The sequence below is a fragment of the Rheinheimera mesophila genome (genome assembly GCF_000986865.1).
GTDB classification, from domain to species: domain Bacteria; phylum Pseudomonadota; class Gammaproteobacteria; order Enterobacterales; family Alteromonadaceae; genus Pararheinheimera; species Pararheinheimera mesophila.
Genome location: NZ_LAVS01000016.1, coordinates 1 through 21,415, shown reverse-complemented (window position 1 = coordinate 21,415; position 21,415 = coordinate 1). Strand labels below are relative to the sequence as shown.

Below are 21,415 nucleotides of genomic sequence, written 5' to 3'. Positions count from 1 at the left end.
GAGCAGGAAAGCTTTGAACATTTATCTGGTAGGCGGTGCTGTTCGTGATGAGTTACTGGGTTACCCGGCCTTAGATAAAGACTGGCTGGTGGTCGGGGCTACCCCTGAACAATTACTGGGGTTGGGTTATCAGGCTGTAGGCAAAGATTTCCCGGTGTTTTTGCATCCAAAAACCAAACAGGAATACGCTTTAGCCCGCACCGAACGCAAACAAGGTCAGGGTTATACCGGCTTTGCCTGTTATTTTGCAGAGGATGTCACTTTAGAGCAGGATTTGCAGCGCCGTGATTTAACCATCAATGCGATTGCTAAAGATGATACAGGTCAGTTGCACGACCCCTATGGCGGCATTGCTGATCTGAAGGCTAAAGTTCTGCGGCATGTCTCCCCGGCTTTTAGTGAAGACCCACTTAGGGTGCTGCGGGTTGCCCGCTTTTATGCCCGTTATTTTCACTTAGGTTTTACTGTTGCTGCTGAGACTTTACAGCTCATGACAGAGCTGAGTAAGAGTGGTGAGTTGGAGCATTTAACCGCAGAGCGGGTTTGGCAGGAAACGTCCCGGGCCTTAACAGAACAAGACCCGCAAGCTTATTTTGAGTTACTGCATCAATGCGGTGCGTTAAAAGTATGGATGCCAGAGCTGGAGCAACTCTGGGGTGTGCCTAATCCACCACAGTGGCATCCGGAAATAGACACAGGCATCCACTCTATGCTGGTGTTAAAACAAGCGGCGTTGTTGTCTGACCGGTTGGATGTGCGTTTTGCCGCGCTGTGTCATGATCTGGGCAAAGGCACTACAGACCCGGCTTTATGGCCGAAGCATCATGGCCATGAGCACAGTGGTTTACCTTTGGTGCAGGAACTCTGCAGCCGTCTGAAGGTGCCGAACGATTGCCGTGATTTGGCCTTGTTGGCCTGTGAATATCATCAGTTGCTGCATAAAGCCTTTGAGCTGCGCCCTGTTACTGTACAAAAGTTATTCGATGGCATAGACCTGTGGCGTAAACCTGAGCGATTGGAGCTATTACTGCTTTGTGCTATGGCTGATTTACGGGGGCGCACCGGCTTTGAGCAGGCGAGTTACCCTCAGGCTGATTATGTAAGACTATTAGCAACAGCGGCCCGGACTGTTGATATCAAAGCTATAGTGGCCTTGGGATTAAAGGGTGAGGCGATAAAACAGGAAGTAGCGAAAGCCCGACTTGAGGCTATAAGCCTGGCTAAACAGCAGTGGCAACAGTTGCATCCGGCCAGTTGAATTCAATGGGCCACAGTTTTTGGTCTTCCCGGTAGTTGTGCCACATCTGCTGATAGCTCAAGCCTGTCAGCGGATGGATTTGTTCTGGCGCCAGTTCGGATAAGGGCAGTAACACAAAGGCATTTTTAGTAATTTCATCGCGCGGTAATTCAACAGGGCTTGAGCACACCCATTGATCGTAGGTCAACAAATCTAAATCCAGTCGTTTACCACAAAATTTAGGTGATGTGGCAGGCCGGCCATATTTCTGCTCTATCGTTTTAAAAGCGGCCACACAATCAGCCACAGACAAATCAGTATTGGCCTCTGCCACCAGATTATAAAAGGCATCACCGCTAAAACCCACAGCTTCACTTTCATACACAGCAGAGCAGCGAATTTCGCCGAACAGAGCACAAAGTTCCAGATAAGCAGCACGTATATGCAAATCACGCTCTATATTGCTGCCAATACTGATATAAATCAGTGCCATTACCAGGTCCCGCGGCAAATAGAAACACCGACGCCCGCTGCAGCAGGCACCGCAGCAGGTTTAGTGATCGTCACTTTCACCGCTTTAGTTTCGAATTTCTGCAGTACCATGGCTGCAACTTTTTCAGCCACAGTTTCAATCAGTTCATGAGGTTGCTGACAAAGCTCTGCAATAGCAGAGCATACGGCGCTGTAATCCAGAGTGTACTGTAAATCGTCTGTCGCAGCGGCCTGACGAATATCGGTCGACAGCTCCAGATCAAACTCCAGCGTCTGCTGTATCGCTTTTTCCCATTCATACACCCCTATTACGGTCTGAACCTTGAATTGCCTGATAAAAACTATATCCGTCATAGATTTCCGCTTTTGTTAAAGACTTGTTTCAGGTAGGCTGGTCGGATAGGCAAAGACTGAAAAAGCCTATACTCTGAGCAGCTTATTAAACAGGACGCGATTTTAGCGTACTTTGCCGGACTGAGGAACCTTAATCCATGACCCCTACCATAGCGATTTTGATGCTGCTTGCTTATTTAAGTGGCTCAATCTCGTCTGCTATTGTGGTCAGCCGAATTTTCAGGCTGCCCGATCCACGTACTCATGGTTCAGGCAATCCAGGTGCCACCAATGTTCTGCGTTTAGGGGGCGCTTTTCCCGCATCTTTAGTTTTAGTGTTTGACGTGCTCAAAGGTACTATTCCGGTCTGGGGGTCGTACTTCTTAGGGGTGGAAGCCTTTTATCTGGGCATGATTGCAGTCTGTGCCTGCCTCGGCCATATATTTCCGCTGTTTTTTGGTTTTAAAGGCGGCAAAGCTGTGGCTACCGCCTTTGGCAGTATGATGCCTATTGGTTTAGATTTGGCGGGCTTGCTGATTTCTACCTGGATGATGCTGGTGGGCGCAACGGGCTATTCATCTTTAGCCGCTCTTGTTACTGTTGGTCTTGCCCCTGTGTTTACCTGGTTTATCAAACCTCTGTATACCATTCCGGTTTCCATGCTGAGCTTGCTGATTATTGTCCGTCACAAAGACAATATCATCAGGCTCTGGCATGGTCAGGAAACCAAGGTCTGGCATAAAAACCGAAAAGCCAAACCAGAGGATCCTGAACAAGAGTAATTAAAGCGCGGGGAGCTCCTCCATAGGCCAACGGGGTATGACGCCTATAGTTAAATCCTGCTGCTGCCCCGCTTTTAAGCGCTGAAAGCCAGCATACGCAATCATGGCACCATTGTCGGTGCAAAATTCTTTACGCGGGTAATACACCTCACCTTTTAAGCTTTTCAGTAACACTTCGAGCTGTTGACGTAACGACGTATTAGCACTGACCCCCCCTGCCACCACTAAACGCTTTAAGCGCTGCTCTTTTAACGCCCGACGACACTTTAACACCAGCGTATCGACTACGGCTTGCTGAAAAGATGCGGCGATATCCGCCTGCACTTCCGGGCTTTTGCCTTCCGCTGCAATCACATTAGCCGCTGCAGTTTTTAAACCACTAAAGCTGAAATTTAAACCCGGTCTGTCAGTCATAGGGCGTGGAAAGGCATACTTATCAGCCTGGCCTTGGGTGGCTAATTTAGCGAGCAAAGGGCCGCCCGGATAATCAAGTCCCATTAATTTCGCTGTTTTGTCAAATGCTTCACCCGCTGCGTCATCAACAGATTCACCCAATAACTGATACTGGCCTATGCCATCTACCCGCACGAGTTGGGTATGACCGCCCGACACTAACAAAGCGATAAAAGGAAACTGTGGCGGATTTTCTTCCAGCATAGGTGCCAGCAAATGGCCTTCCATATGATGCACGGCGAGCGCCGGCTTGCCCCAGGCAAAAGCTAAACTGCGGCCTATGGCAGCCCCCACTAACAAAGCACCTGCCAAACCCGGACCTGCGGTATATGCCACGCCATCAATATCGGAAGCTTCACAACCCGCTTCTTTTAATGCCTGTTGGATTAACGGCAATGTTTTTCGGATATGGTCACGCGAAGCCAGTTCAGGCACTACCCCGCCATAATCGGCATGCAGAGGGATCTGGCTATACAACACATGACTTAACAGACCCCGCTTTTCGTCATACACAGCGATGCCGGTTTCATCACATGATGTTTCTATGCCAAGTACTCGCATTTTGCTCCCCTTACCTATATGCTACGCGGCGAATTGTACTGGGATCCGAGCATCATCACCAGCACAACACTTATTGCTTTACATTGGGAGTGGCTTTTGAGTAAAATGCCGCACCATTTTTAATCGTATTGGTTAGACACTAACCAGAGTTGACCGAGGTGAGAATTTAATGCCTGTTGTTAAAGTAAAAGAAAACGAACCATTTGACGTAGCTTTACGTCGTTTCAAGCGCTCTTGTGAAAAAGCTGGCGTATTAGCTGATGTACGCGCTAAAGAATTTTTCGAGAAGCCAACTTGGGTTCGTAAGCGTAAGAAAGCTGCTGCTGTTAAGCGCCACATGAAAAAGCTTTCTCGCGAAAACGCTCGTCGCATCAAGCTTTACTAAGATTATTGCCTGACCTATGGCGTTGTTAGAGCAGCTACAGGAAGCGCAAAAAGATGCGATGCGTGCCAAAGACAAATTGCGTCTGGGTACTATTCGTCTGGCCTTAGCTGAAATCAAACAACGTCACATTGACTCGCAGATGGTGCCAGATGACGCCAATATCATTGCTGTTCTTACCAAAATGGTAAAGCAACGCAAAGAATCTGCCAGTCAATACAGTGCAGCAGGTCGGCAAGATTTAGCTGATATTGAATTAGCAGAAATCGTAATCGTAGAACAGTTTTTGCCACAAGCCTTATCTCAGGCTGAGCTGGATGATTTAGTGCAACAGGCGATTACTGCTGTTGCAGCCTCTGGAATAAAAGACATGGCGAAAGTGATGTCTCATTTAAAACCACAGGTTCAGGGTCGTACTGATATGGCCGTTTTAAGTCAGGTGATTAAAGCTCGTTTGAGTTAAGCTGTTAGCTGAACTACTGCACGCCGTGCTCTTAGCACGGCTTGTCTTTTTCTGTATACCCGTCGTACTTGAAGCTGCAGCTTTGTTGACTGCGCTCATTCGTCCCGGCCAGATAGTGCGCCTATGCTGCTGGGTCTCACGAGCTTGTCGCCTCCCTGCAACATCAAGTTGCTTGGGTCTATATCAGTAGATGAGGAAAAAGGTGGCAGGACAAATCCCCAGACACTTTATCGACGACTTATTAGCTCGTACAGATATAGTAGAACTGATTGATCACAGAGTTCCGTTAAAAAAGGCCGGTAAAAACTATCAGGCTTGTTGCCCTTTCCATAACGAAAAATCCCCTTCTTTTACCGTAAGTAGCGATAAACAGTTTTACCATTGCTTTGGTTGTGGCGCTCACGGCAATGCCATCAGTTTTATGATGGCGTATGAACAGCTTGAATTTGTCGAAGCCATTGAAGAACTGGCCAAACAACATCATTTAGAGATACCACGCGAACAAGGTAGTGGTAAGCCCTATCCGCAAGCTCAGGCCGACGATTATAGCCAGATGCAAAAAGCGGCAGATTTGTACCAGCAACAACTGAAGCAACAAGCTCATGCTGCAGCCTATTTACAGAAACGTGGAATATCAGAAGCCACAGCAACAAAATACGGTATAGGTTACGCACCAGATAGCTGGGACTTTGTGTTGAAACAACTCGGTGCTTCACGTTCAGCCCGGGATCAGCTGTTTGAGATTAAACTGATCAACCGCAATGATCAGGGGCGTGAATACGATTTTTTCCGTGACCGGCTGATGTTTCCGATCCGGGATAAACGCGGCAGAGTGATAGGTTTTGGCGGCAGGGTGATAGGTGAAGGTACGCCTAAGTATCTAAACTCACCTGAGACCCGGCTTTTCCATAAAGGCCGTGAACTTTATGGCTTGTATGAAGCCAGACAAAGCCAGGACAGGCTGAATCGGGTGCTGATTGTTGAAGGTTATATGGATGTGGTGGGTCTGGCCGAGCAAGGAATATCTTTTGCTGTGGCTTGTTTAGGCACCGCCACGACCCCAGATCACATGCATACCTTATTCCGCCTGACCAGTACTGTCACCTGCTGTTACGACGGCGATAGAGCAGGTCGTGATGCGGCGTGGCGCGCTTTACAAAGCGCCTTACCGCATTTAAAAGACGGCGTGGAACTGAATTTTGTATTCTTACCGGACGGCGAAGACCCGGATTCACTGGTACAAAAAGAAGGCAAAGAGGCCTTTTTACACCGTCTGGAACAGGCCATGCCTTTAGGTCAGTATTTATTTGACCATCTGGCCAAAGAATTAGATTTAAACACTGATGCTGGCAAGTCCGCCCTGTGGGTCAAAGGCAACGAGTTGATTAAACAAATTCCAAGTGAATTTTATCGCGATGCCTTGTTTGAGACTTTAGGTTCGCTGGTTGGTAAATCGTCGCAGCACAAGACAGCAGCCAGAAGCCAGGCTAAGGTGCAGAGCAAAGCGCCTGTGGCAACAAAAATTACGCCGATGCGCCGGGCTATAGCTCTGTTATTACAGTACCCTGCGCTTGCCAAAGTGATGCCTGTGGCGCCGGAACTGGCAGAGGCGAATTTACCTGGTATTCAGCTATTACTGACCTTACAGCAAAGGTTGTTAGCTCAACCTGAACTGACCACAGCACAACTGCTGGAGCATTGGCGCGATACGCCTGAATACAATATTTTGGTCAAACTGGCGCTGTGGGATCATCAGGTTGCTGAAGAGCAGTTAACCCAAGAATTTATGGATACGTTCCGGTCTATTGAAGATCAGTATCTAAGTCAACGTTTGGAAGAGTTGCAACGTAAAGATATGTTGCAGCAACTAACCACAGCGGAGAAACACGAATTTGTGTTGCTGTTAAAAGCTTTTAAAAGCAAATAACCGTGAGTAAGCCGTCATTGCGCGGTGGCTAGAAAAGCCGCGCTTTGTTATAATCGCTAATTCGCATTTTTGAACTAACTATTTGGGTGGAAGAACAGCCTCTATGGAGCACAATCCTCAGTCGCAACTAAAACTCCTGATCTTAAAGGGTAAAGAGCAAGGTTATTTGACCTTTGCTGAAGTTAATGATCATCTTCCACAAGATATTATTGACTCCGATCAGATCGAAGACATTATCCGTATGATCAATGACATGGGTATTCAGGTGTTTGAAACAGCACCGGATGCTGATGACCTGATCATGTCTGATGCTGCGCCGGATGAAGACGCCGCAGAAGAAGCTGCTCAGGCTTTAGTCAGTGTGGATAAAGAGTTAGGTCGCACTACAGATCCGGTCCGCATGTATATGCGCGAAATGGGCACTGTAGAGCTGTTAACCCGTGAAGGCGAAATCGACATCGCCAAACGGATTGAAGATGGTATCAATCAGGTTCAAACCTCTGTGGCTGAATACCCTGAAGCCATCACCTATCTGTTAGAACAGTGGGATAAATTCGAAGCCGAAGAAATTCGCTTAAGTGACATAGTCACCGCTTTTATCGATCCTAACGAAGCGGACGACTTACCACCAACAGCCACTCATATTGGCTCAGACGTACCAGAAGATGAACTGGCCGATGAAGACGCCGATATCTCTGGCGATGATGATGAATCAGAAGACGCCGACGATGAAGGCGACACTGGCCCTGATCCGGAAATGGCACGTGAGAAGTTTGCAGAACTTCGCACCCAATACGAAGTAACTCGCAGCTCGATCGTCAAAAACGGCCGTGAGCACCCGACCACCAAAGATGAAATTGAAAAACTCAGCGAAGTATTCCGTTGCTTCCGCTTAGTGCCAAAACAATTTGACCGTCTGGTCAAAAACATGCGTGAAATGATGGACCGCGTCCGCGTCCAGGAACGTATTGTGATGAAGCACTGCGTTGAGTACGCCAAAATGCCAAAGAAAAACTTTATGAAGTCTTTCAGCGGCAATGAAAACTCAACAGCCTGGATCGACGCCGAAATTGCAGCCAACAAGCCCTATTCAGCCAAACTGGCTGAGATGCGTGATGAGTTGTATCGCAGCGTTGAAAAGCTGAAAAAAATTGAAGAAGAAACCGGTCTTTCGATCTTTAAAATTAAAGATATCAACCGTCGTATGTCGATTGGTGAAGCCAAGGCCCGTCGTGCGAAAAAAGAAATGGTTGAGGCGAACTTACGTCTGGTTATTTCTATCGCGAAAAAATACACCAACCGCGGCTTACAATTCCTTGATTTAATTCAGGAAGGTAACATCGGTTTGATGAAGGCTGTCGACAAGTTCGAATACCGCCGTGGTTATAAGTTTTCAACTTATGCCACATGGTGGATCCGTCAGGCCATTACCCGTTCTATCGCTGACCAGGCCCGTACTATCCGGATCCCTGTGCATATGATCGAAACCATCAACAAACTGAACCGTATTTCACGTCAGATGTTGCAGGAAATGGGTCGTGAGCCGTCTCCGGAAGAATTGTCCGAACGTATGGGCATGCCGGAAGACAAGATCCGTAAAGTGCTGAAAATTGCCAAAGAACCAATCTCTATGGAAACACCAATAGGGGATGATGAAGATTCGCATCTGGGCGATTTTATTGAAGACAGCACGTCCGAATCACCGCTGGATTCAGCCACCATGGAAAGCTTAAAAGCCGCCACCAACGAAGTGTTGGCCGGTTTAACAGCCCGTGAAGCCAAAGTACTGCGTATGCGTTTTGGTATCGATATGAATACCGACCATACCCTGGAAGAAGTGGGCAAACAGTTTGACGTGACACGGGAACGTATCCGTCAAATCGAGGCCAAAGCGTTGCGTAAACTGCGCCACCCTTCCCGTTCAGAAGTGTTAAAAAGCTTCCTCGACGAGTAGAACCAAAGATATAAAAAAGGCACCTGACGGTGCCTTTTTTATAGAAACAAATCAGAAGCGAATAAAAAGTAGGCAATCGATACAAAGTCTGTGTCACGAAGCGGTGACAACAGCGGAAAAACTTCTTATACTGCCTGCGCTTTAAAGAGTTCAGCCCCTGGACTCGTATACTTAAAGCCTGTTTAAAATGGCCCTATAGCTCAGTTGGTTAGAGCATCCGACTCATAATCGGCAGGTCCCTGGTTCAAGTCCAGGTGGGGCCACCATTTATCTCAAATCTTTCCTCTGTATTTTTTTATCAGCAGAATTAAGTGCTGCTTATAAGTCGCTATGCGGCCCAAATACTTCATAGTGAATTTGTGCCGAAGCCACACCCAAAGCCAGTAACTGATCTTTGGCAAACTTCATAAAACCTGTAGGGCCACAAAGGTAGAAGTTGGCACTTTGCAGCGGCAACTGGGCAGCGACAGCTTTCAGATCCATCAAACCAGTAAACTGAGTGGCCGCTGTGTTCTGCTCAGCTTTGTTGTACCAGGTAAAGTTGTGCAGTAAGGGGTAGTCTTGTTGCAGTTGCGAAATACGCTGTGCAAAGGAATGTTGTTGTTGGTTTTCACAGGCGTGCAGGAAAAACACCGGGGTTTGTTGTTTTAACGCTACTATGCTTTCCAGCATCGACAGCATAGGGGTTAACCCCACACCAGCGGAGATCAGCACTGTAGGTAAATGAGCCGATTGCAGAAAAAAATCACCAGCTGGCGGCAGAATATCCAGCTCGTCTCCCACCTGAATATGGTTATGCAGATAGTTGGATACTAAACCAGCTACCTCACCCAATTCACGTTTGACACTGATCCGATAGCTTTGACCATTGGGCTTATCTGACAGCGAATACTGACGAATTTCATAATAATCAGAATACGCAGGTTTTACTTTCACCCCCAAATACTGACCCGGCTGGTAATCCACTACTGCTTCGCCATCTGTAGGCACCAGCACAAAACTGGATACCAGTTCAGATTCAGAAAGTTTTTCTTTCACTTTAAAACGACGTGGGCCATACCAGCCACCCGGCTTTTGTTCGGTCTGGTTATACAGCTGACGCTCACGGCCAGTAAAAATAGTCGCCAGTGCACCATAAGCTTCGGTCCAGGCTTGCTCTACTTCTGGCGTAAATGCATCAGGAGCCAGCTCACGTAACGTTTCAATCAGGTGGTGGCCGACAATACCATAGTGCTCTGGCTGGATAAAAAAGCTGGTATGTTTATGCGCTACTCGCTCCACAGTTTCAGTCAGCACAGCCAGGTTATCGATATTTTTGGCATAAGCGGCAATAGCACTAAATAAAGCAAATTGCTGGCGGCCACTGTGCTGGTTAGTCATATTAAAAATATCTTTCAGCTCTGGATTCAGCCTGAACATCCGTTGATAAAAATGGTTTGTGATGGCCACTCCAGCGCTTTCCAACAATGGAATAGTACTTTTGACAATGGCAATGGTTTGCGCAGATAACATAAAAACCTCATTACATCAGTTAGAACAGCAGAAACTAACCCGGTCTGCCATCAGCACGAGGCTGAGTCAGAACAGGCCAATAAAACCGAATAAAAATTGCAAAGGCGCACAGCCATAACACAGCGCTAACTTGCCAGAACAACAAAGGAACCCCAGCTAAGCTGGCCAACATCCGCACTGGGCCAGCCAGCAACAGCAAAGCAAAAGCTACAGTGATAGTTTTGCCCACCTGCAGTACCCGGCCTGTATGGCCTAAAGACACCCTGGCCATCATGGCGAGGATCATGCCCGCCATAGCGCTGATGCTCAGCAGATGCAACACATCTTTAAATACCAGTATCTGAGTTAAATCGCTGATACCAAGAAGGATTAAACCTAAAGCCAAGGCCAGATAAGCCAGTTGTAAGGACCACAGCAAAGGGGCTGCCCAGATTTTCCATGGCGTCCAGAAAGATAAACGCAGCAGATGCAAAGACCCCACCAGCAGTATCAACCAGCCCGCTTTAAGCGGCAGTTGGACAAAAAAATCAGTAATAAACCAAACGGTGCCAAACGCCGACAAAGACAATAACCACTTATCCAGCAGCGGCGTTTTGTTTTGCTCCAATCCCAAAGCTCTGGCGGTAAAAAATGGGATCACCCGGCCGCCGACTATGCCCATCAGGATGCTAAACAGCAGGACCATGCTATGGCTTAAATGTGAAGCCGAGGCAAACCGCTCTGTTGCAGCTGCATAAATAAAAATCGTATTCAGCAAAGCCATCACAGACAACAGCGGAATAAACAGATAGTTATTTTTGCTTTTTGCCCTAATCAGCAAGCTCGCCAGGCTGTAAATAGCACCAGTCCACCACAGCAGTTGAGCGACGATAAAAAGCCACAACAGCGGAGTGTATTGGGCGAATAACAAGCTAAAACGAGCCGTCAGCCATAGCAGAGTTAATAACAACAGTGGTTTGCCCGATAGACTGGGCAAGCCTGTCCAGTTTTGTGCTGCCGTAAGTAAAAAGCCCACAGCCACCACAGCACCAAAGCCAAATAACATCTCATGGGCGTGCCACAGAGCTGCAGGAAAACCAAACTGAAACGACATCAGGCCGCTAAACCACAAGGCCCAAATACATATTGCCAGCAAAGCCCAACAGGCACCAAAGAGAAAAAAAGGCCTGAATGCCAAAGCAAACAACGGATAAGCCGATAAAGCTTTTCGCTTGCCCGCTTCGGTCTGTTCAGGCCAATGGATATTGATCAAAGGAGGACGTTGGCTCATTCTTTTATTCACAACCTAACGCACTTCTTTATGCAGTTCGTACTGAGCTATACAGCGGCAGACATAGGCAATTTTCACCAAAGTCGCGCTGAAAATCATAGTGACATGCCCTGCCAGCTGCAGCTCAAACGAAAACAGGTAAGACAGCGGATAACAGACCAGCACAGTCGCCAGCAGTACACTAAAAGACAAAGCTAATAACGTATTGGCCCCCAGCAACAAGACTTCAAATTTGTCAGAGGTGGACAGTTTTTCATTACTAAACAATTGGGCAACATAAAACATCATCAGCTCCTGTGGAGTCCCTGACTCCGGTTTGGTTTCCTTATATAGTGCAGTTCTGATGCCAATTATTTTTTTGAACTAAATCAATAATTTAATATAAAATACGCAAAAAAAAGAGTCATAATGACAACAGATAAAAAGAGTCAAAATGACAAACAAGATTCTTTGTGACACAATTTAAGTACTCTAGTTGTCAGCAGGAGCTGCCATGGCTGAACTTAACTCCACCTTGTTGCTGGAAGTAGCGCTGGATCTGGCGAACAGCATCACTACTACAGATCGCTTTGACCGTTTGCTGGGCTCTGTGCGTAAAGCTATTAACTGCGATGCTGTGGTGCTGCTCTCTTATCAGGGGGAGCTGCTGATGCCACTGGCCATTCAGGGCTTAACAGCTGATACCTTAGGCCGTCGTTTTTGGTTAAAGGACCATCCACGCCTGGCGATTATTTGCCAAAGCAGCAGCCCGGTGCGTTTTCCATCCGACACTGAACTGGCCGATCCTTACGATGGCTTGTTACTGGCGCAGGCCGGTGATTTGCCAGTGCATTCCTGTATGGGTTTACCTTTGTATTCAGATGGTCAACTGATAGGAGTGCTGACGCTGGACAGCCTGAAACCTGATGCTTTTTCTGCGATAGCAGAACGGACTTTAGAGCTGATTGCAGCTATGTCGGCAGCAACCCTAAAAACCGCTATTCAGCTGAAAAAACTCGAACAACAGGCGCTGCAGGCGCAACATTTGGTTGAAGAACTGACCCATGAAGCCCTGATCCGGGATGGTGGCGAGCTGATAGGTCAAAGCCAGGCCATGCTGGCGCTGAAAAGTGATATTCAACTGGTGGCGGGTTCGGATTACACAGTGCTGATTCAGGGCCAGACTGGTGTGGGTAAAGAGCTGGTCGCCAGAACTCTGCATCAGTTATCCAGAAGAGCGAAACGGCAACTGGTGCATTTAAACTGTGCTTCTTTACCTGAAACCCTGGCTGAATCTGAGTTGTTTGGTCATGCCAAAGGTGCTTTTACCGGCGCCGAGCGGGAAAGACCTGGTAAATTTTTATTGGCTGACGGCGGCACTATCTTCCTTGATGAAGTCGGGGAACTGCCACTGAGCGTACAAAGCAAATTATTGCGGGTGCTGCAAAGTGGCGAAATTCAGCCAGTCGGCAAAGATGACGTAAAAGCGGTGAATGTGCGGGTGATAGCCGCCACCAACAGAGATTTAGCTGCTGAAGTGGCAGCAGGTCATTTTCGCGCCGACTTGTATCATCGTTTGTCGGTCTATCCCATTACTGTGCCGGCTTTAAAAGAACGGCAACAGGATGTACTGCTGCTGGCCGGTTATTTTCTCGAACTGACAGCCCGCAAACTGGGCATACGTCAGCTAAAACTCAGTACTGCTGCTCAGTCTGTGTTGTTGCAGTACAACTGGCCTGGCAATGTGCGGGAGCTGGAACATGTGATTAGCCGCGCTGCGCTCAAAGCCAGAAAAGAAGCCAAAGCTCAGGATATTATTGCCCTGTTGCCGCAGCATCTGGAGCTGGCAGAGGGCGCAGTTTCAGCCACTCATAACCCACCAGCCGTTTTGCCTCAGCTCCACAGCAGCGGCTTAAGCCTGAAAACGGCCACTGAAGAATTTCAGAAACAGCAGATTATTCAAATCTTAAGCCAAACCGGCGGCAACTGGAGTCTGGCGGCGAAGCAGCTGGATCTAGACAGAGCCAATCTGGCCCGCCTTGCCAAACGTTTAGGTATTAAAGTCGAAAAAACAGTGCGTAGCTAAGTCGTTTTACAGCTTATCCAGCCAGCGCGTCAGCAGTTGCTGACTAAACTGACGTAAAGCCGGGGCATAAACCTGGGTGTCCTGACGGATTTTCGCTAAATCTGCCAAAGGCCAGACCGCTAATTCGGCGGCATGGCCAAGCAACCATTGTTCGATACGCTGGCCTTCCAGTTCAGGGTGGCATTGAAAGGCCAGTACCTGTGAACCTATACGGTAGATTTGTTTGTAGTCTTCACTGGATGCCAACAGCTCCGCACCTGCAGGCAAATCAAAGGTATCGCCATGCCAGTGAAACATAGGGATGTCCTGCTCCGTGTTCTCCACAGCAAAAAGACCAGTGTCCAGCCCTTCTTGAGTAAAACGAACAGGCGACCAGCCAATTTCTTTACCAGAAGCGCCCGGATAGACAGCAGCACCAGCAGCTGCGGCTATCAACTGCGCCCCCAGACAGACCCCTAACAAAGGCCGTTGTTCTGCCAGACGTTGTTTGGCGATCAAAAGCTCAGTCTGTAAAAACGGATACAAAGCTGTGTCGTACACGCCTACAGGGCCACCTAAAATGATGGTTAAATCGGCCTGATATGCCGCTGTTAACTCATCCACAGCCGCATCCAGATACTGCAGCTGATAACCGGCTGCCATCAATGGCTCAGCAAAACTGCCCAGATCTTCAAACTGCAAATGCCGGATCACCACACAAGGTTTCGTCTTCATCTATTTTCTCCTCTATGCCGTATCCTGATGTTCACGACAAATCAGCTCTGTGCTTGCGACAGGCAAAGGCTGCTGAGTTAAACCACAAAAAGGCAAACCATCCTGCTGTTGATGGAAACGACAGCTTTTGCATTGACCAAAACTTTTGCGCTGCTGTTGCTGCTGCACCTGAGTCAGCAGTTGATGCAAAGCACCGGTCAGTTGTTGTTCCAGTTCAGGCCCCAACTGCTCTACCGCCTGTTGCAACACCTGCACAGCCACCAACTGCTGTACTACAGCTAAACCTGCTGCTGTTGGTTTTAAATGCACTATGCGTTTGTCCTGCAGATCCGGCTCTTTGTAGATCCACTGCCGCTCTTCCAGCGCTTTTAACGACTGGGACACTGTGCCTTTGGTCAGGCCCAGATAGTCGGTCACGCCCATCACAGTGTCTGAGTAATGATTACAAATACTCAGATAACGCAAAGCGCTGAGCTGCACTGCCGGCACCACAGAAAGTTCGGCATCATCCCGCTGCCAGCTGCGCAGCAAACTGTTGATGCGTTCAACATAATCAAAAAAGCTTAAAGCCATAGTTTTTACACCTGCACTTGCATCTGGGTTTAGACCTGCATTTTATCTGCACAGTATAGCTTGACATAGTATCGAAGCGAAACTATTATTTTCATAACGTATCGACTCGATACTTAATTTAAATTTAACTGAGGAGCTTTTTATGAACGTTCAGGTTTTTGACACCCATGTAAAAACCACCAATGGCCACTACCTGCATTTTGATGTATTGGTAACGCCAGAGCATGCAGGGAAGGCTAAACTTTATGCGCAGCAGTTTTTACAACAACAAGGCTACGATAATGAAGACGTACAGCAACAAAGCTGTGATTTTTGTCATAACGAAATAGCCACCCCTGCTGTTATTGCAGCTATTCATGCTCAGGGGTATTACATTCTGAAATTACAGGGCTGTTAAGCAGCTCTGTGTTCATTAACCCAAGATCAAAGGAGCAGCCTGATGAGTCCGGCCATTCTTGCTTGTGATTTACATGATCATGTCGAAATTATCTGTATGAGACGATACCAGGTCCTGATCCATCAGCTGGATGGCAGCACTATTGAGGGTATTGCCCGCGACACCCGAAGTACAGCACAGGAAGAATTTCTGCTGCTGGATAAGGACGGGCAAAAAGTGGAAATTCCACTGCTGCAGATAGAACGTATTGAGGTGCTGGATGCCAATGCTCCCCAACAGGAGATTTGGTTACAGCAAGGCGGAAGCTGCGCTATTTAACCCTATCCTCCCAATAACTAAGAAGCCACCAATCCGGTGGCTTTTTTATTTTTTGGTGTTTAGCCGCACAGAACAAAAAATAAAACATTAAAAATCAAAACCTTAACAAATAAGCCTCAGTTTTGTTAAAACGCCGCCTTGACACAGTTTCGATTCAAAACAATAATACGTATCGAATCGAAACATTCATAACTATACAACACGGTACTGACTCTTAACCTGACCTTTTAAAGGAAACAAAACATGAAGACTAAAGCTATCGCTACTTTTTACCATGCTGGTTGTCCTGTTTGCATTAGCGCTGAACAGACGGTGTTAAACCTGATTGACCCGAATAAATACCACATCCATGTCGTGCATTTAGGTGAACAGAGTGCTGAAGTCGTCACAGCCAAAGCGGCCGGCGTGCAGTCAGTGCCTGCCTTAGTGATTGATGGCCAGGTGTTACATATCAACTTTGGCGCTGCCATCACAGATTTAGCCTGAGGTGAATGATGAAAAAATTACTGTTAAGTTCATTCATAGCTTTAGCCGCCAGCCAGGCATTCGCTCATGGCCCAGGTGGTATTCATGCAGAAAAATCAGCCACTAAAGCGGCTTTTGACTTAGTTCACACCCGGGTCTTTAAAGACGGTACCCATCTGGTGTTTGAGCAGGTGGTTGCAGGCACTGCAGGCTCAGAAAAACCCGCCAGCAATGGCGGAAAATTTGCCACAGCAGAAGTCCTGAGTTATGTCTGGCCCACCACACTGGATTCGTCAGTCATTGGGTTTGATGGTAAAAAAGGCATAGTGGCGCTGGCGTTAACAGCCCACCCTGACTTTGATGACACCCCTTTGTATGACGAAAACAACGATGGCAATCTGGCCAACGATGGCGACGACTGGCATTCACATTGGGTGGTGTTAACCCCGGATGAAAGCTGTGGCCCTAAAGGTTTAAAAGTGCGGGATATCCCACAGGGTGAAACCCCGAAAGTGCCAAAAACCTGGCCGGGCGCGCCGATTTATATCGACTCACCGGGTTATGATTTCAACCTGAAAAAAGATACTGTCACCATCCGGGTGCCGTTAAAAGAAGTGGGTTTCCCGACTGATTTTAACTACGATGGTGTAACAGCTGCATTGAAAGTCAATGCCAACCTGCACAACCCGCTTTTGTGCGTAGTGAATGTCTACGATGTGGCTTCAGGTGATTTATCTTTACCTGCCAGCTGGCCGGAAAAAGCAAACTAAATCTGCGATGAACCGGCAGTAACCAACCTGAGCTCCTGTTGGTTACTGCTTGATATGTTTCAAGACTTCTGAGGCCTGAAACACAGTCTGCCCCTCTGGACTTACTCCCTTGCCAAGACGAATATCGATCCTCACTTCGGTGAAGTCCGTTGCAATATCGGGCTCAGACATGCTTTCGCTCTGGGAATAACTGCTGCAACTGAGTAAACCACAAGACATCTGCTGATGATGGTGAAGGGTGCTGAGTCTCGCTGTGACCTCATGGTTTTTACGGTCTACCAGTGTCTCTTTCGCCACTAAATCAAACCAGTCATAGCCCTCAGCCAGAGTGAGTTCTGCAGCCCTTTGCAGGGCGTAATCCATAGCTTTCGCTTTATCTTTGCCTCTGAGCTTAAACTGAACTCTGTGATAATTTGGGCCAAGCTCAGTATCACTGTACCCATATCCGGCCGCAGAGGCGCTGCGGTACTCAGGCACAGAGCTACAGGCAGCTAAACTCAACAAAATACCAGCAATCAATAGCTTCATGGCTGCTCTCCATCTGATGTAGTGACCCACTGCTGCCGGATCAATTGTTGCTCAGCAGATAAGCTGACGACCTGACCTGAAATCATGCGATCAATCACAGGATCCAGCACCACAGAACCAGTTGCGGTTTGGTAGCCTGAGTTGTCTTGCGCTGCACCATTCACCATAGCTTCTAATGTCCAGCCTTGTGCACTGCGGCAAGCCAATTGCTGACTGATTTCATCTGAGCTACTCACCTGATACTGCCGACAATACCGGCCTTGTTTATCCATAAAGGTCAAATGTGGCGTCAGTCTTGACGCTCCGGTCAGCGGATAACTGACTCCTGCAGCTTGAGTTTCCAATGCCAGACTGATCTCTGCCCATGGGTCCTCAGCCTGCCATAGCGCCAGGCTATAACCTGCGACAACAGCCAAACAGGCAGCTGCTGCACCGGACCATGGCTGCAGAGCAGTAATACGCCTCCAGAGTGGAAAGGAAACCAGATTATCCTGTGTGGGTTCATCCAACAGAGCCATCAGCTTTTCAGGAACAACCTGATGATCCATCTGGCTTGCATGCTGTTTCAGCAGCAGGTCCATTTCAGCCAGAGCCGCCAAACGCCCGGATAGCTGTTCATCCTGATGCAGTGCTTCGCGAATCATCTGCATTTGAGATTCAGGAAGTTCTGCATCAAGAAATGCAGATAACATTTCATCTGTTATTTTCATACACCGTAACTCCCTTCTGATAACCTGACACTTTGCAGTAAAGCATTGCGGGCTCTGGCAAGCCGGCTCATAATAGTGCCAGCCGGCAAGGCCAGAATTTGTGCTGCCTCTGCGTAGCTACAACCCTGCACTGCAACCAGACTCAGCACTTCTATCTGTTCATCCGGTAACCGGCTCATGGCCTTTTGCAGCTGCGTCAGTTGAATTTGCGCCAACATGGTCGCTTCACCATCAGTGCTGGCCTCCTGCAGCTCAGGTTCATCAGAGCTGGCTTGCCGCACTTTCCGGCTGCGATACTCATCAATCCAGACATTCCGGCAAACCCGAAAACACCAGTGCAACAAAGTCACATGGGGCTCAGGCGGATGATTCAGTAATCGCTCTATGGTGTTCTGCACCAAATCGTCAGCGTCCTGAGCAGAGCCGGTCAGCGAGAACGCAAAACGTCTTAGCTGGGGTAATAAAGTTTTTAATTCAGTTTTCATCGTCAGCAATACTCCCTGTTAAAAAGGAGACGAAACAACAGACAGATTTATTCCATCATGCCGGAATTTTTTTTCTGCTCAGACGTTTTTATGGTACATAGTTTTTGTAGCTGAAGAGATCACCATGAAAAATAAACTGACCTTTGCACTCTTGTTATTGCTGTCGCCGGGCGGTCAGGCTCAGCTTTTAGCTGTGCCTCCACTGAGCGACACACTGCGTCAGCAGGTGGATTTGCCGGTGGCTGAACGCCTGAGCACATTGGATCAAACTTTGTTGCGCCAAACAAGGCAGCAGCTACTCAAAGACAAGTTGGCGACAGAACAGCTGCGTCAACAGCTAAGCCGCAGCCTGGATCCTGTGAGCCAACTCCCCGCCAGCTTAGCCATATTGAATACACAAAACCAACTGCTGTGGCGGGAAACCGAATTGTCCCCTGGAGTCAGAGTCGTCGAAGGTCAATGGTTGCTGATGTTAAGTGCACAACAATGGCAACAGCATCCTCAATTACACCGCTATTTAGTGGATCAAAAAAATTACCCTGAATTGGGTTTAGCTTTATACCGGCTCCAACTGCCTGAAGGTGCAGGAACTAAACCTGAACTGTTTCAGTCTTTGCCTGCAGATATACGAACACAGATTTTCAGCAACACCATTTACAGCCCGCAACAGGGCGAAGCGGCCGGAGTGACCGACCTGGCAACACCAGGCAGCGCCTGCCAGAGAGCGGTAAAAATTGGTATGGTGGATTCAGCTGTTGATCGCCGGCATCCGGCCTTTGCCCGTCCGGATGCATTGATCAGTAAAAACTTTTTACCTGCCGACTTATCTCAAAGCACACAACATGGTACAGCTGTAGCGTCCATCCTGATGGGCCAGGGGCCACAGCTAAACCCTCTGCTGCCAAAGGCGCAACTCTATAGTGCTGAAGTGTTTTATCAGCAAAATGCCTACCAGCAAGGTGCAACTCTGATCCACTTATTGGAGGCACTGAATTGGTTAGCCTCACAACAGGTGCAACTGATTAATCTGAGCCTGACCGGCCCTGCTCATCCGTTGTTGCATCATGCCATCAGAGCCCTGGATCAGAAAAGTATCGCCTTGGTTGCAGCTGCAGGTAATGCAGGCCCTGGCGCAGCGGCTTTGTACCCTGCGGCTTATACAGAGGTGATTGCAGTCACAGCAGTGGATCAGCAGCAACATATTTATCGCTGGGCCAATCAAGGGGATTATATTGAGTTCGCCGCAGCGGGAGTCGCGGTCACTGTAGCCAAAGCCGGGGTTGGTTTTGGTGTTGAATCCGGCACTTCATTGGCCTCTCCTGTTGTGGCTGCTATTGCCGCCTGCCATCTGGCCTCAGGCATTCCCACCACTCAACTCAGAGCTCAGTTACAGCAACAAGCGATAGATTTAGGTGAACCGGGCAAAGACAGTGTTTATGGTTTTGGCTTGCTTCGCCCGGGCTCCAATTAAAAAGAGACACGCACTGCCATACCAAGCAGATTTTGAGAGTAATCTGCACTGGCTAAACTGGATGCGGAATTCTGATGTTCCAGCTGGGTTGTCAAGGCCAGATAGGTATTCAGTTGCCATAACCAGTTCAGCTGCCAGCTATGGATCCTGTCATCCCGCTTTTCGGCATCAGCCAGTATTTGATAATCTTTGTGCTGCCATTGCCAGCCCAGCTGCACCTTATGCTCCTGCGTCCCCCGGCGCCACAGTTGCGATGCTTTCAGTTGCACCAAAGGCCCCTGAAAATCAAAGAGTTCAGACCTGCTCTGTTCATCCTGATAAGCCAGTCCAAACTGCACAAAACCCAACTGATCGGTGCTGAATGCAAAAAAATCACTGCGCAATTGCTGCTGTTTGGCATCTCTGTCATTCAACACTTTAAAATCCTTGTCTGCCTGATTCAGGCTTAAGCGCCAGTAATAACGCTGCTGCCAGAGCTTAGCCAGATAGAGGCTGTATTGCTCCAGAGCAAGAAAATCCTCGCTGGCTAAGCTGGCGTCAGCTTTGTGATAACTGCTGCCAAGGGTCAGCCAGCTGGCCTGATAGCTGACATCTGCAGACCACAAACCTAAGCTGGTATTAAAATCAGAATTATCCTGCCATTTGTTTTGCTGATGGGTATAACTGAGATCCAAAGTCCACTGCTGCACAGGCATCCAACGTGCGGCTAACTGAGCCTCCAGTTTCTGGCCTGAAGCCGAGCGCCCGGACGCATTATCCAGCTCAGCGGTTTTCAGGTTGGAATTGTAGCTCTGACCATAACTCAGATAACCAGTCACTTTGGTCTGCTGTGACATCTCAGTGGTGCCTGCCTGAACAGTTCCAAACAGGCTTGCCAGTGCTAAACACATCAAATAATTCAGTGTTTTCATCATCATGCTCCGGAAAAAGGCCAGCAGAACGCTGGCCTGACTGCCTTATAAACCCAGAGTTAACACTGTGTTCAGGCTGGATTGCACAGAATTCACCACTTCAGCTTTGATGGTGTCATCCACAGCTTTTGTCAGTTCAGTGCTGATTTGCTGCTGAACCAAAGCATTGGTGGTTTGGCTGACGGCGGCCTGAGCTGAAGCATTGACCAATTCAGGCAGTGCAGGAAGTTCAGCGGGTACCACTGAGTCTGCGGACGGCAGCTCTGGTATTGCCACAGCAGGTTGAGGCAACACAGTGCTTAAGGCCGCAGAGCTTTGCTGAGCTATGCCTGTACTTTGTGACAAAGCCGCTGATGTCAGTGGCGCTTCACTTTGTTCAGTGCTGTCTGGATTGCTACTGACCTGATGATTGGTTTCAGCGGAAGCTGAGCTGGCAGAACGCATCCCCAAAGACGGAGCGCCTGAAGATAAGGCCACCGTATTGTGTTGCTGTTGCAAGGTTACAGTGGCTGTAGTATTTCCTGCAGTAGCAGTCGCCGGGTCTGACGTTTCGGCCTGCGCCATACAAAAACCAGACAAAGATGCTAAAACCACAGCTGCAGATAATGAAGTTAAGCGGATTGTGTTCATATTGATTACCTC

General features: G+C 48.3%; 25 protein-coding genes and 1 tRNA gene. 13 read left to right on the top strand and 13 right to left on the bottom strand.

From position 1 onward, the window contains the following. Positions 1-13 precede the first annotated feature (13 nt). Complete coding sequence (locus tag SD53_RS07995) at positions 14-1,258, top strand: multifunctional CCA addition/repair protein (RefSeq protein WP_046519709.1); 1,245 nt, start codon at positions 14-16, stop codon at positions 1,256-1,258. Here SD53_RS07995 and folK read toward each other — a convergent pair. Continuing rightward, on the bottom strand, positions 1,221-1,730 hold the full coding sequence (gene folK, locus SD53_RS07990) for a 2-amino-4-hydroxy-6-hydroxymethyldihydropteridine diphosphokinase (RefSeq protein ID WP_046519708.1): 510 nt from the start codon (positions 1,728-1,730) through the stop codon (positions 1,221-1,223). The genes SD53_RS07995 and folK overlap by 38 nt on opposite strands. After that, positions 1,730-2,083 carry a dihydroneopterin aldolase gene (folB, locus tag SD53_RS07985; RefSeq protein ID WP_046519707.1) on the bottom strand — a complete coding sequence of 118 codons (354 nt, stop codon included), beginning with the start codon at positions 2,081-2,083 and terminating at the stop codon, positions 1,730-1,732. Before folB ends, folK begins: the two co-directional genes overlap by 1 nt. A gap of 137 nt (positions 2,084-2,220) precedes the next feature. Between folB and plsY the strand changes: the two genes are divergently transcribed. Then, entirely contained in the window at positions 2,221-2,844 is a 624-nt protein-coding gene (plsY, locus tag SD53_RS07980; RefSeq protein WP_046519706.1) for a glycerol-3-phosphate 1-O-acyltransferase PlsY, read from the top strand. Here the strand turns inward: plsY and tsaD are convergent, their stop codons facing one another. Continuing rightward, positions 2,845-3,858, bottom strand: a complete 1,014-nt coding sequence (gene tsaD, locus SD53_RS07975; protein WP_046519705.1) for a tRNA (adenosine(37)-N6)-threonylcarbamoyltransferase complex transferase subunit TsaD — start codon at positions 3,856-3,858, stop codon at positions 2,845-2,847. Positions 3,859-4,027: 169 nt separating this feature from the next. On the opposite strand from tsaD, the gene rpsU reads away from it, so the two are divergent. The 5 genes from rpsU (at position 4,028) to SD53_RS07950 (ending at position 8,850) form a co-directional block, all read left to right on the top strand. Beyond that, positions 4,028-4,243 carry a 30S ribosomal protein S21 gene (gene rpsU, locus SD53_RS07970; protein ID WP_031567241.1) on the top strand — a complete coding sequence of 72 codons (216 nt, stop codon included), beginning with the start codon at positions 4,028-4,030 and terminating at the stop codon, positions 4,241-4,243. A 16-nt stretch (positions 4,244-4,259) separates the two neighbouring features. After that, the gene (locus SD53_RS07965; protein ID WP_046519704.1) at positions 4,260-4,703 is read left to right on the top strand and encodes a GatB/YqeY domain-containing protein; all 444 of its coding nucleotides are present in this window, start codon (positions 4,260-4,262) and stop codon (positions 4,701-4,703) included. 202 nt (positions 4,704-4,905) lie between these two features. After that, a complete protein-coding gene (dnaG, locus tag SD53_RS07960) occupies positions 4,906-6,630 on the top strand; it encodes a DNA primase (RefSeq protein ID WP_046519735.1) in 1,725 nt (574 codons plus the stop codon). 103 nt (positions 6,631-6,733) lie between these two features. Beyond that, positions 6,734-8,584 carry an RNA polymerase sigma factor RpoD gene (gene rpoD, locus SD53_RS07955; protein ID WP_046519703.1) on the top strand — a complete coding sequence of 617 codons (1,851 nt, stop codon included), beginning with the start codon at positions 6,734-6,736 and terminating at the stop codon, positions 8,582-8,584. A 189-nt stretch (positions 8,585-8,773) separates the two neighbouring features. Continuing rightward, positions 8,774-8,850 (top strand) — tRNA-Ile (locus SD53_RS07950). A gap of 52 nt (positions 8,851-8,902) precedes the next feature. On the opposite strand, the gene hmpA is transcribed toward SD53_RS07950, so the two are convergent. Genes hmpA through SD53_RS07935 form a run of 3 tightly spaced genes read right to left on the bottom strand, consistent with a single transcriptional unit; the run spans position 8,903 to position 11,651 of the window. Next, complete coding sequence (gene hmpA, locus SD53_RS07945) at positions 8,903-10,096, bottom strand: NO-inducible flavohemoprotein (RefSeq protein ID WP_046519702.1); 1,194 nt, start codon at positions 10,094-10,096, stop codon at positions 8,903-8,905. 34 nt (positions 10,097-10,130) lie between these two features. Further along, positions 10,131-11,366, bottom strand: coding sequence for an NnrS family protein (locus tag SD53_RS07940; protein WP_052749304.1), 1,236 nt, complete (start codon positions 11,364-11,366; stop codon positions 10,131-10,133). 15 nt (positions 11,367-11,381) lie between these two features. Further along, positions 11,382-11,651, bottom strand: coding sequence for a hypothetical protein (locus SD53_RS07935; protein WP_046519701.1), 270 nt, complete (start codon positions 11,649-11,651; stop codon positions 11,382-11,384). Between the two features lie 208 nt (positions 11,652-11,859). Here SD53_RS07935 and norR point away from each other — a divergent pair, with 208 nt between their 5' ends. After that, entirely contained in the window at positions 11,860-13,431 is a 1,572-nt protein-coding gene (gene norR / locus SD53_RS07930; protein WP_046519700.1) for a nitric oxide reductase transcriptional regulator NorR, read from the top strand. A 6-nt stretch (positions 13,432-13,437) separates the two neighbouring features. Here norR and SD53_RS07925 read toward each other — a convergent pair whose 3' ends face one another. Continuing rightward, entirely contained in the window at positions 13,438-14,145 is a 708-nt protein-coding gene (locus tag SD53_RS07925; RefSeq protein WP_046519699.1) for a glutamine amidotransferase, read from the bottom strand. Between the two features lie 12 nt (positions 14,146-14,157). Next, a complete protein-coding gene (locus SD53_RS07920; RefSeq protein WP_046519698.1) occupies positions 14,158-14,718 on the bottom strand; it encodes a MarR family winged helix-turn-helix transcriptional regulator in 561 nt (186 codons plus the stop codon). A gap of 142 nt (positions 14,719-14,860) precedes the next feature. Here SD53_RS07920 and SD53_RS07915 point away from each other — a divergent pair, with 142 nt between their 5' ends. From SD53_RS07915 to SD53_RS07900, 4 genes are all read left to right on the top strand, one after another. Continuing rightward, positions 14,861-15,115 (top strand): DUF2024 family protein, encoded by a 255-nt coding sequence (locus SD53_RS07915; protein ID WP_046519697.1) that lies wholly within the window; start codon positions 14,861-14,863, stop codon positions 15,113-15,115. 42 nt (positions 15,116-15,157) lie between these two features. Then, entirely contained in the window at positions 15,158-15,433 is a 276-nt protein-coding gene (locus SD53_RS07910) for a Rho-binding antiterminator (RefSeq protein WP_046519696.1), read from the top strand. 243 nt (positions 15,434-15,676) lie between these two features. Next, positions 15,677-15,919: a thioredoxin family protein gene (locus SD53_RS07905; RefSeq protein ID WP_046519695.1), complete on the top strand. Its 243-nt coding sequence runs from the start codon at positions 15,677-15,679 to the stop codon at positions 15,917-15,919. Positions 15,920-15,927: 8 nt separating this feature from the next. Next, the gene (locus SD53_RS07900; RefSeq protein ID WP_046519694.1) at positions 15,928-16,668 is read left to right on the top strand and encodes a hypothetical protein; all 741 of its coding nucleotides are present in this window, start codon (positions 15,928-15,930) and stop codon (positions 16,666-16,668) included. 42 nt (positions 16,669-16,710) lie between these two features. Here the strand turns inward: SD53_RS07900 and SD53_RS07895 are convergent, their stop codons facing one another. From SD53_RS07895 to SD53_RS07885, 3 genes are read right to left on the bottom strand one after another with little or no spacing between them, the layout of a single operon-like run. Further along, entirely contained in the window at positions 16,711-17,196 is a 486-nt protein-coding gene (locus SD53_RS07895; RefSeq protein WP_046519693.1) for a CC0125/CC1285 family lipoprotein, read from the bottom strand. Next, positions 17,193-17,906 carry an RT0821/Lpp0805 family surface protein gene (locus SD53_RS07890; protein ID WP_046519692.1) on the bottom strand — a complete coding sequence of 238 codons (714 nt, stop codon included), beginning with the start codon at positions 17,904-17,906 and terminating at the stop codon, positions 17,193-17,195. Before SD53_RS07890 ends, SD53_RS07895 begins: the two co-directional genes overlap by 4 nt. Next, positions 17,903-18,391 carry an RNA polymerase sigma factor gene (locus tag SD53_RS07885; RefSeq protein WP_046519691.1) on the bottom strand — a complete coding sequence of 163 codons (489 nt, stop codon included), beginning with the start codon at positions 18,389-18,391 and terminating at the stop codon, positions 17,903-17,905. The genes SD53_RS07890 and SD53_RS07885 overlap by 4 nt, the downstream gene beginning before the upstream one ends. Positions 18,392-18,515: 124 nt before the next feature. Here SD53_RS07885 and SD53_RS07880 point away from each other — a divergent pair, with 124 nt between their 5' ends. Continuing rightward, positions 18,516-19,862, top strand: coding sequence for a S8 family serine peptidase (locus tag SD53_RS07880; RefSeq protein ID WP_046519690.1), 1,347 nt, complete (start codon positions 18,516-18,518; stop codon positions 19,860-19,862). Here the strand turns inward: SD53_RS07880 and SD53_RS07875 are convergent. Together SD53_RS07875 and SD53_RS07870 are read right to left on the bottom strand one after the other, a co-directional pair. Then, a complete protein-coding gene (locus tag SD53_RS07875) occupies positions 19,859-20,773 on the bottom strand; it encodes a porin family protein (protein ID WP_046519689.1) in 915 nt (304 codons plus the stop codon). The two genes, SD53_RS07880 and SD53_RS07875, sit on opposite strands and share 4 nt — an antisense overlap. A 45-nt stretch (positions 20,774-20,818) precedes the next feature. Then, positions 20,819-21,415: hypothetical protein (locus SD53_RS07870; RefSeq protein WP_046519688.1), on the bottom strand; the 597-nt coding region annotated here is incomplete at its 5' end.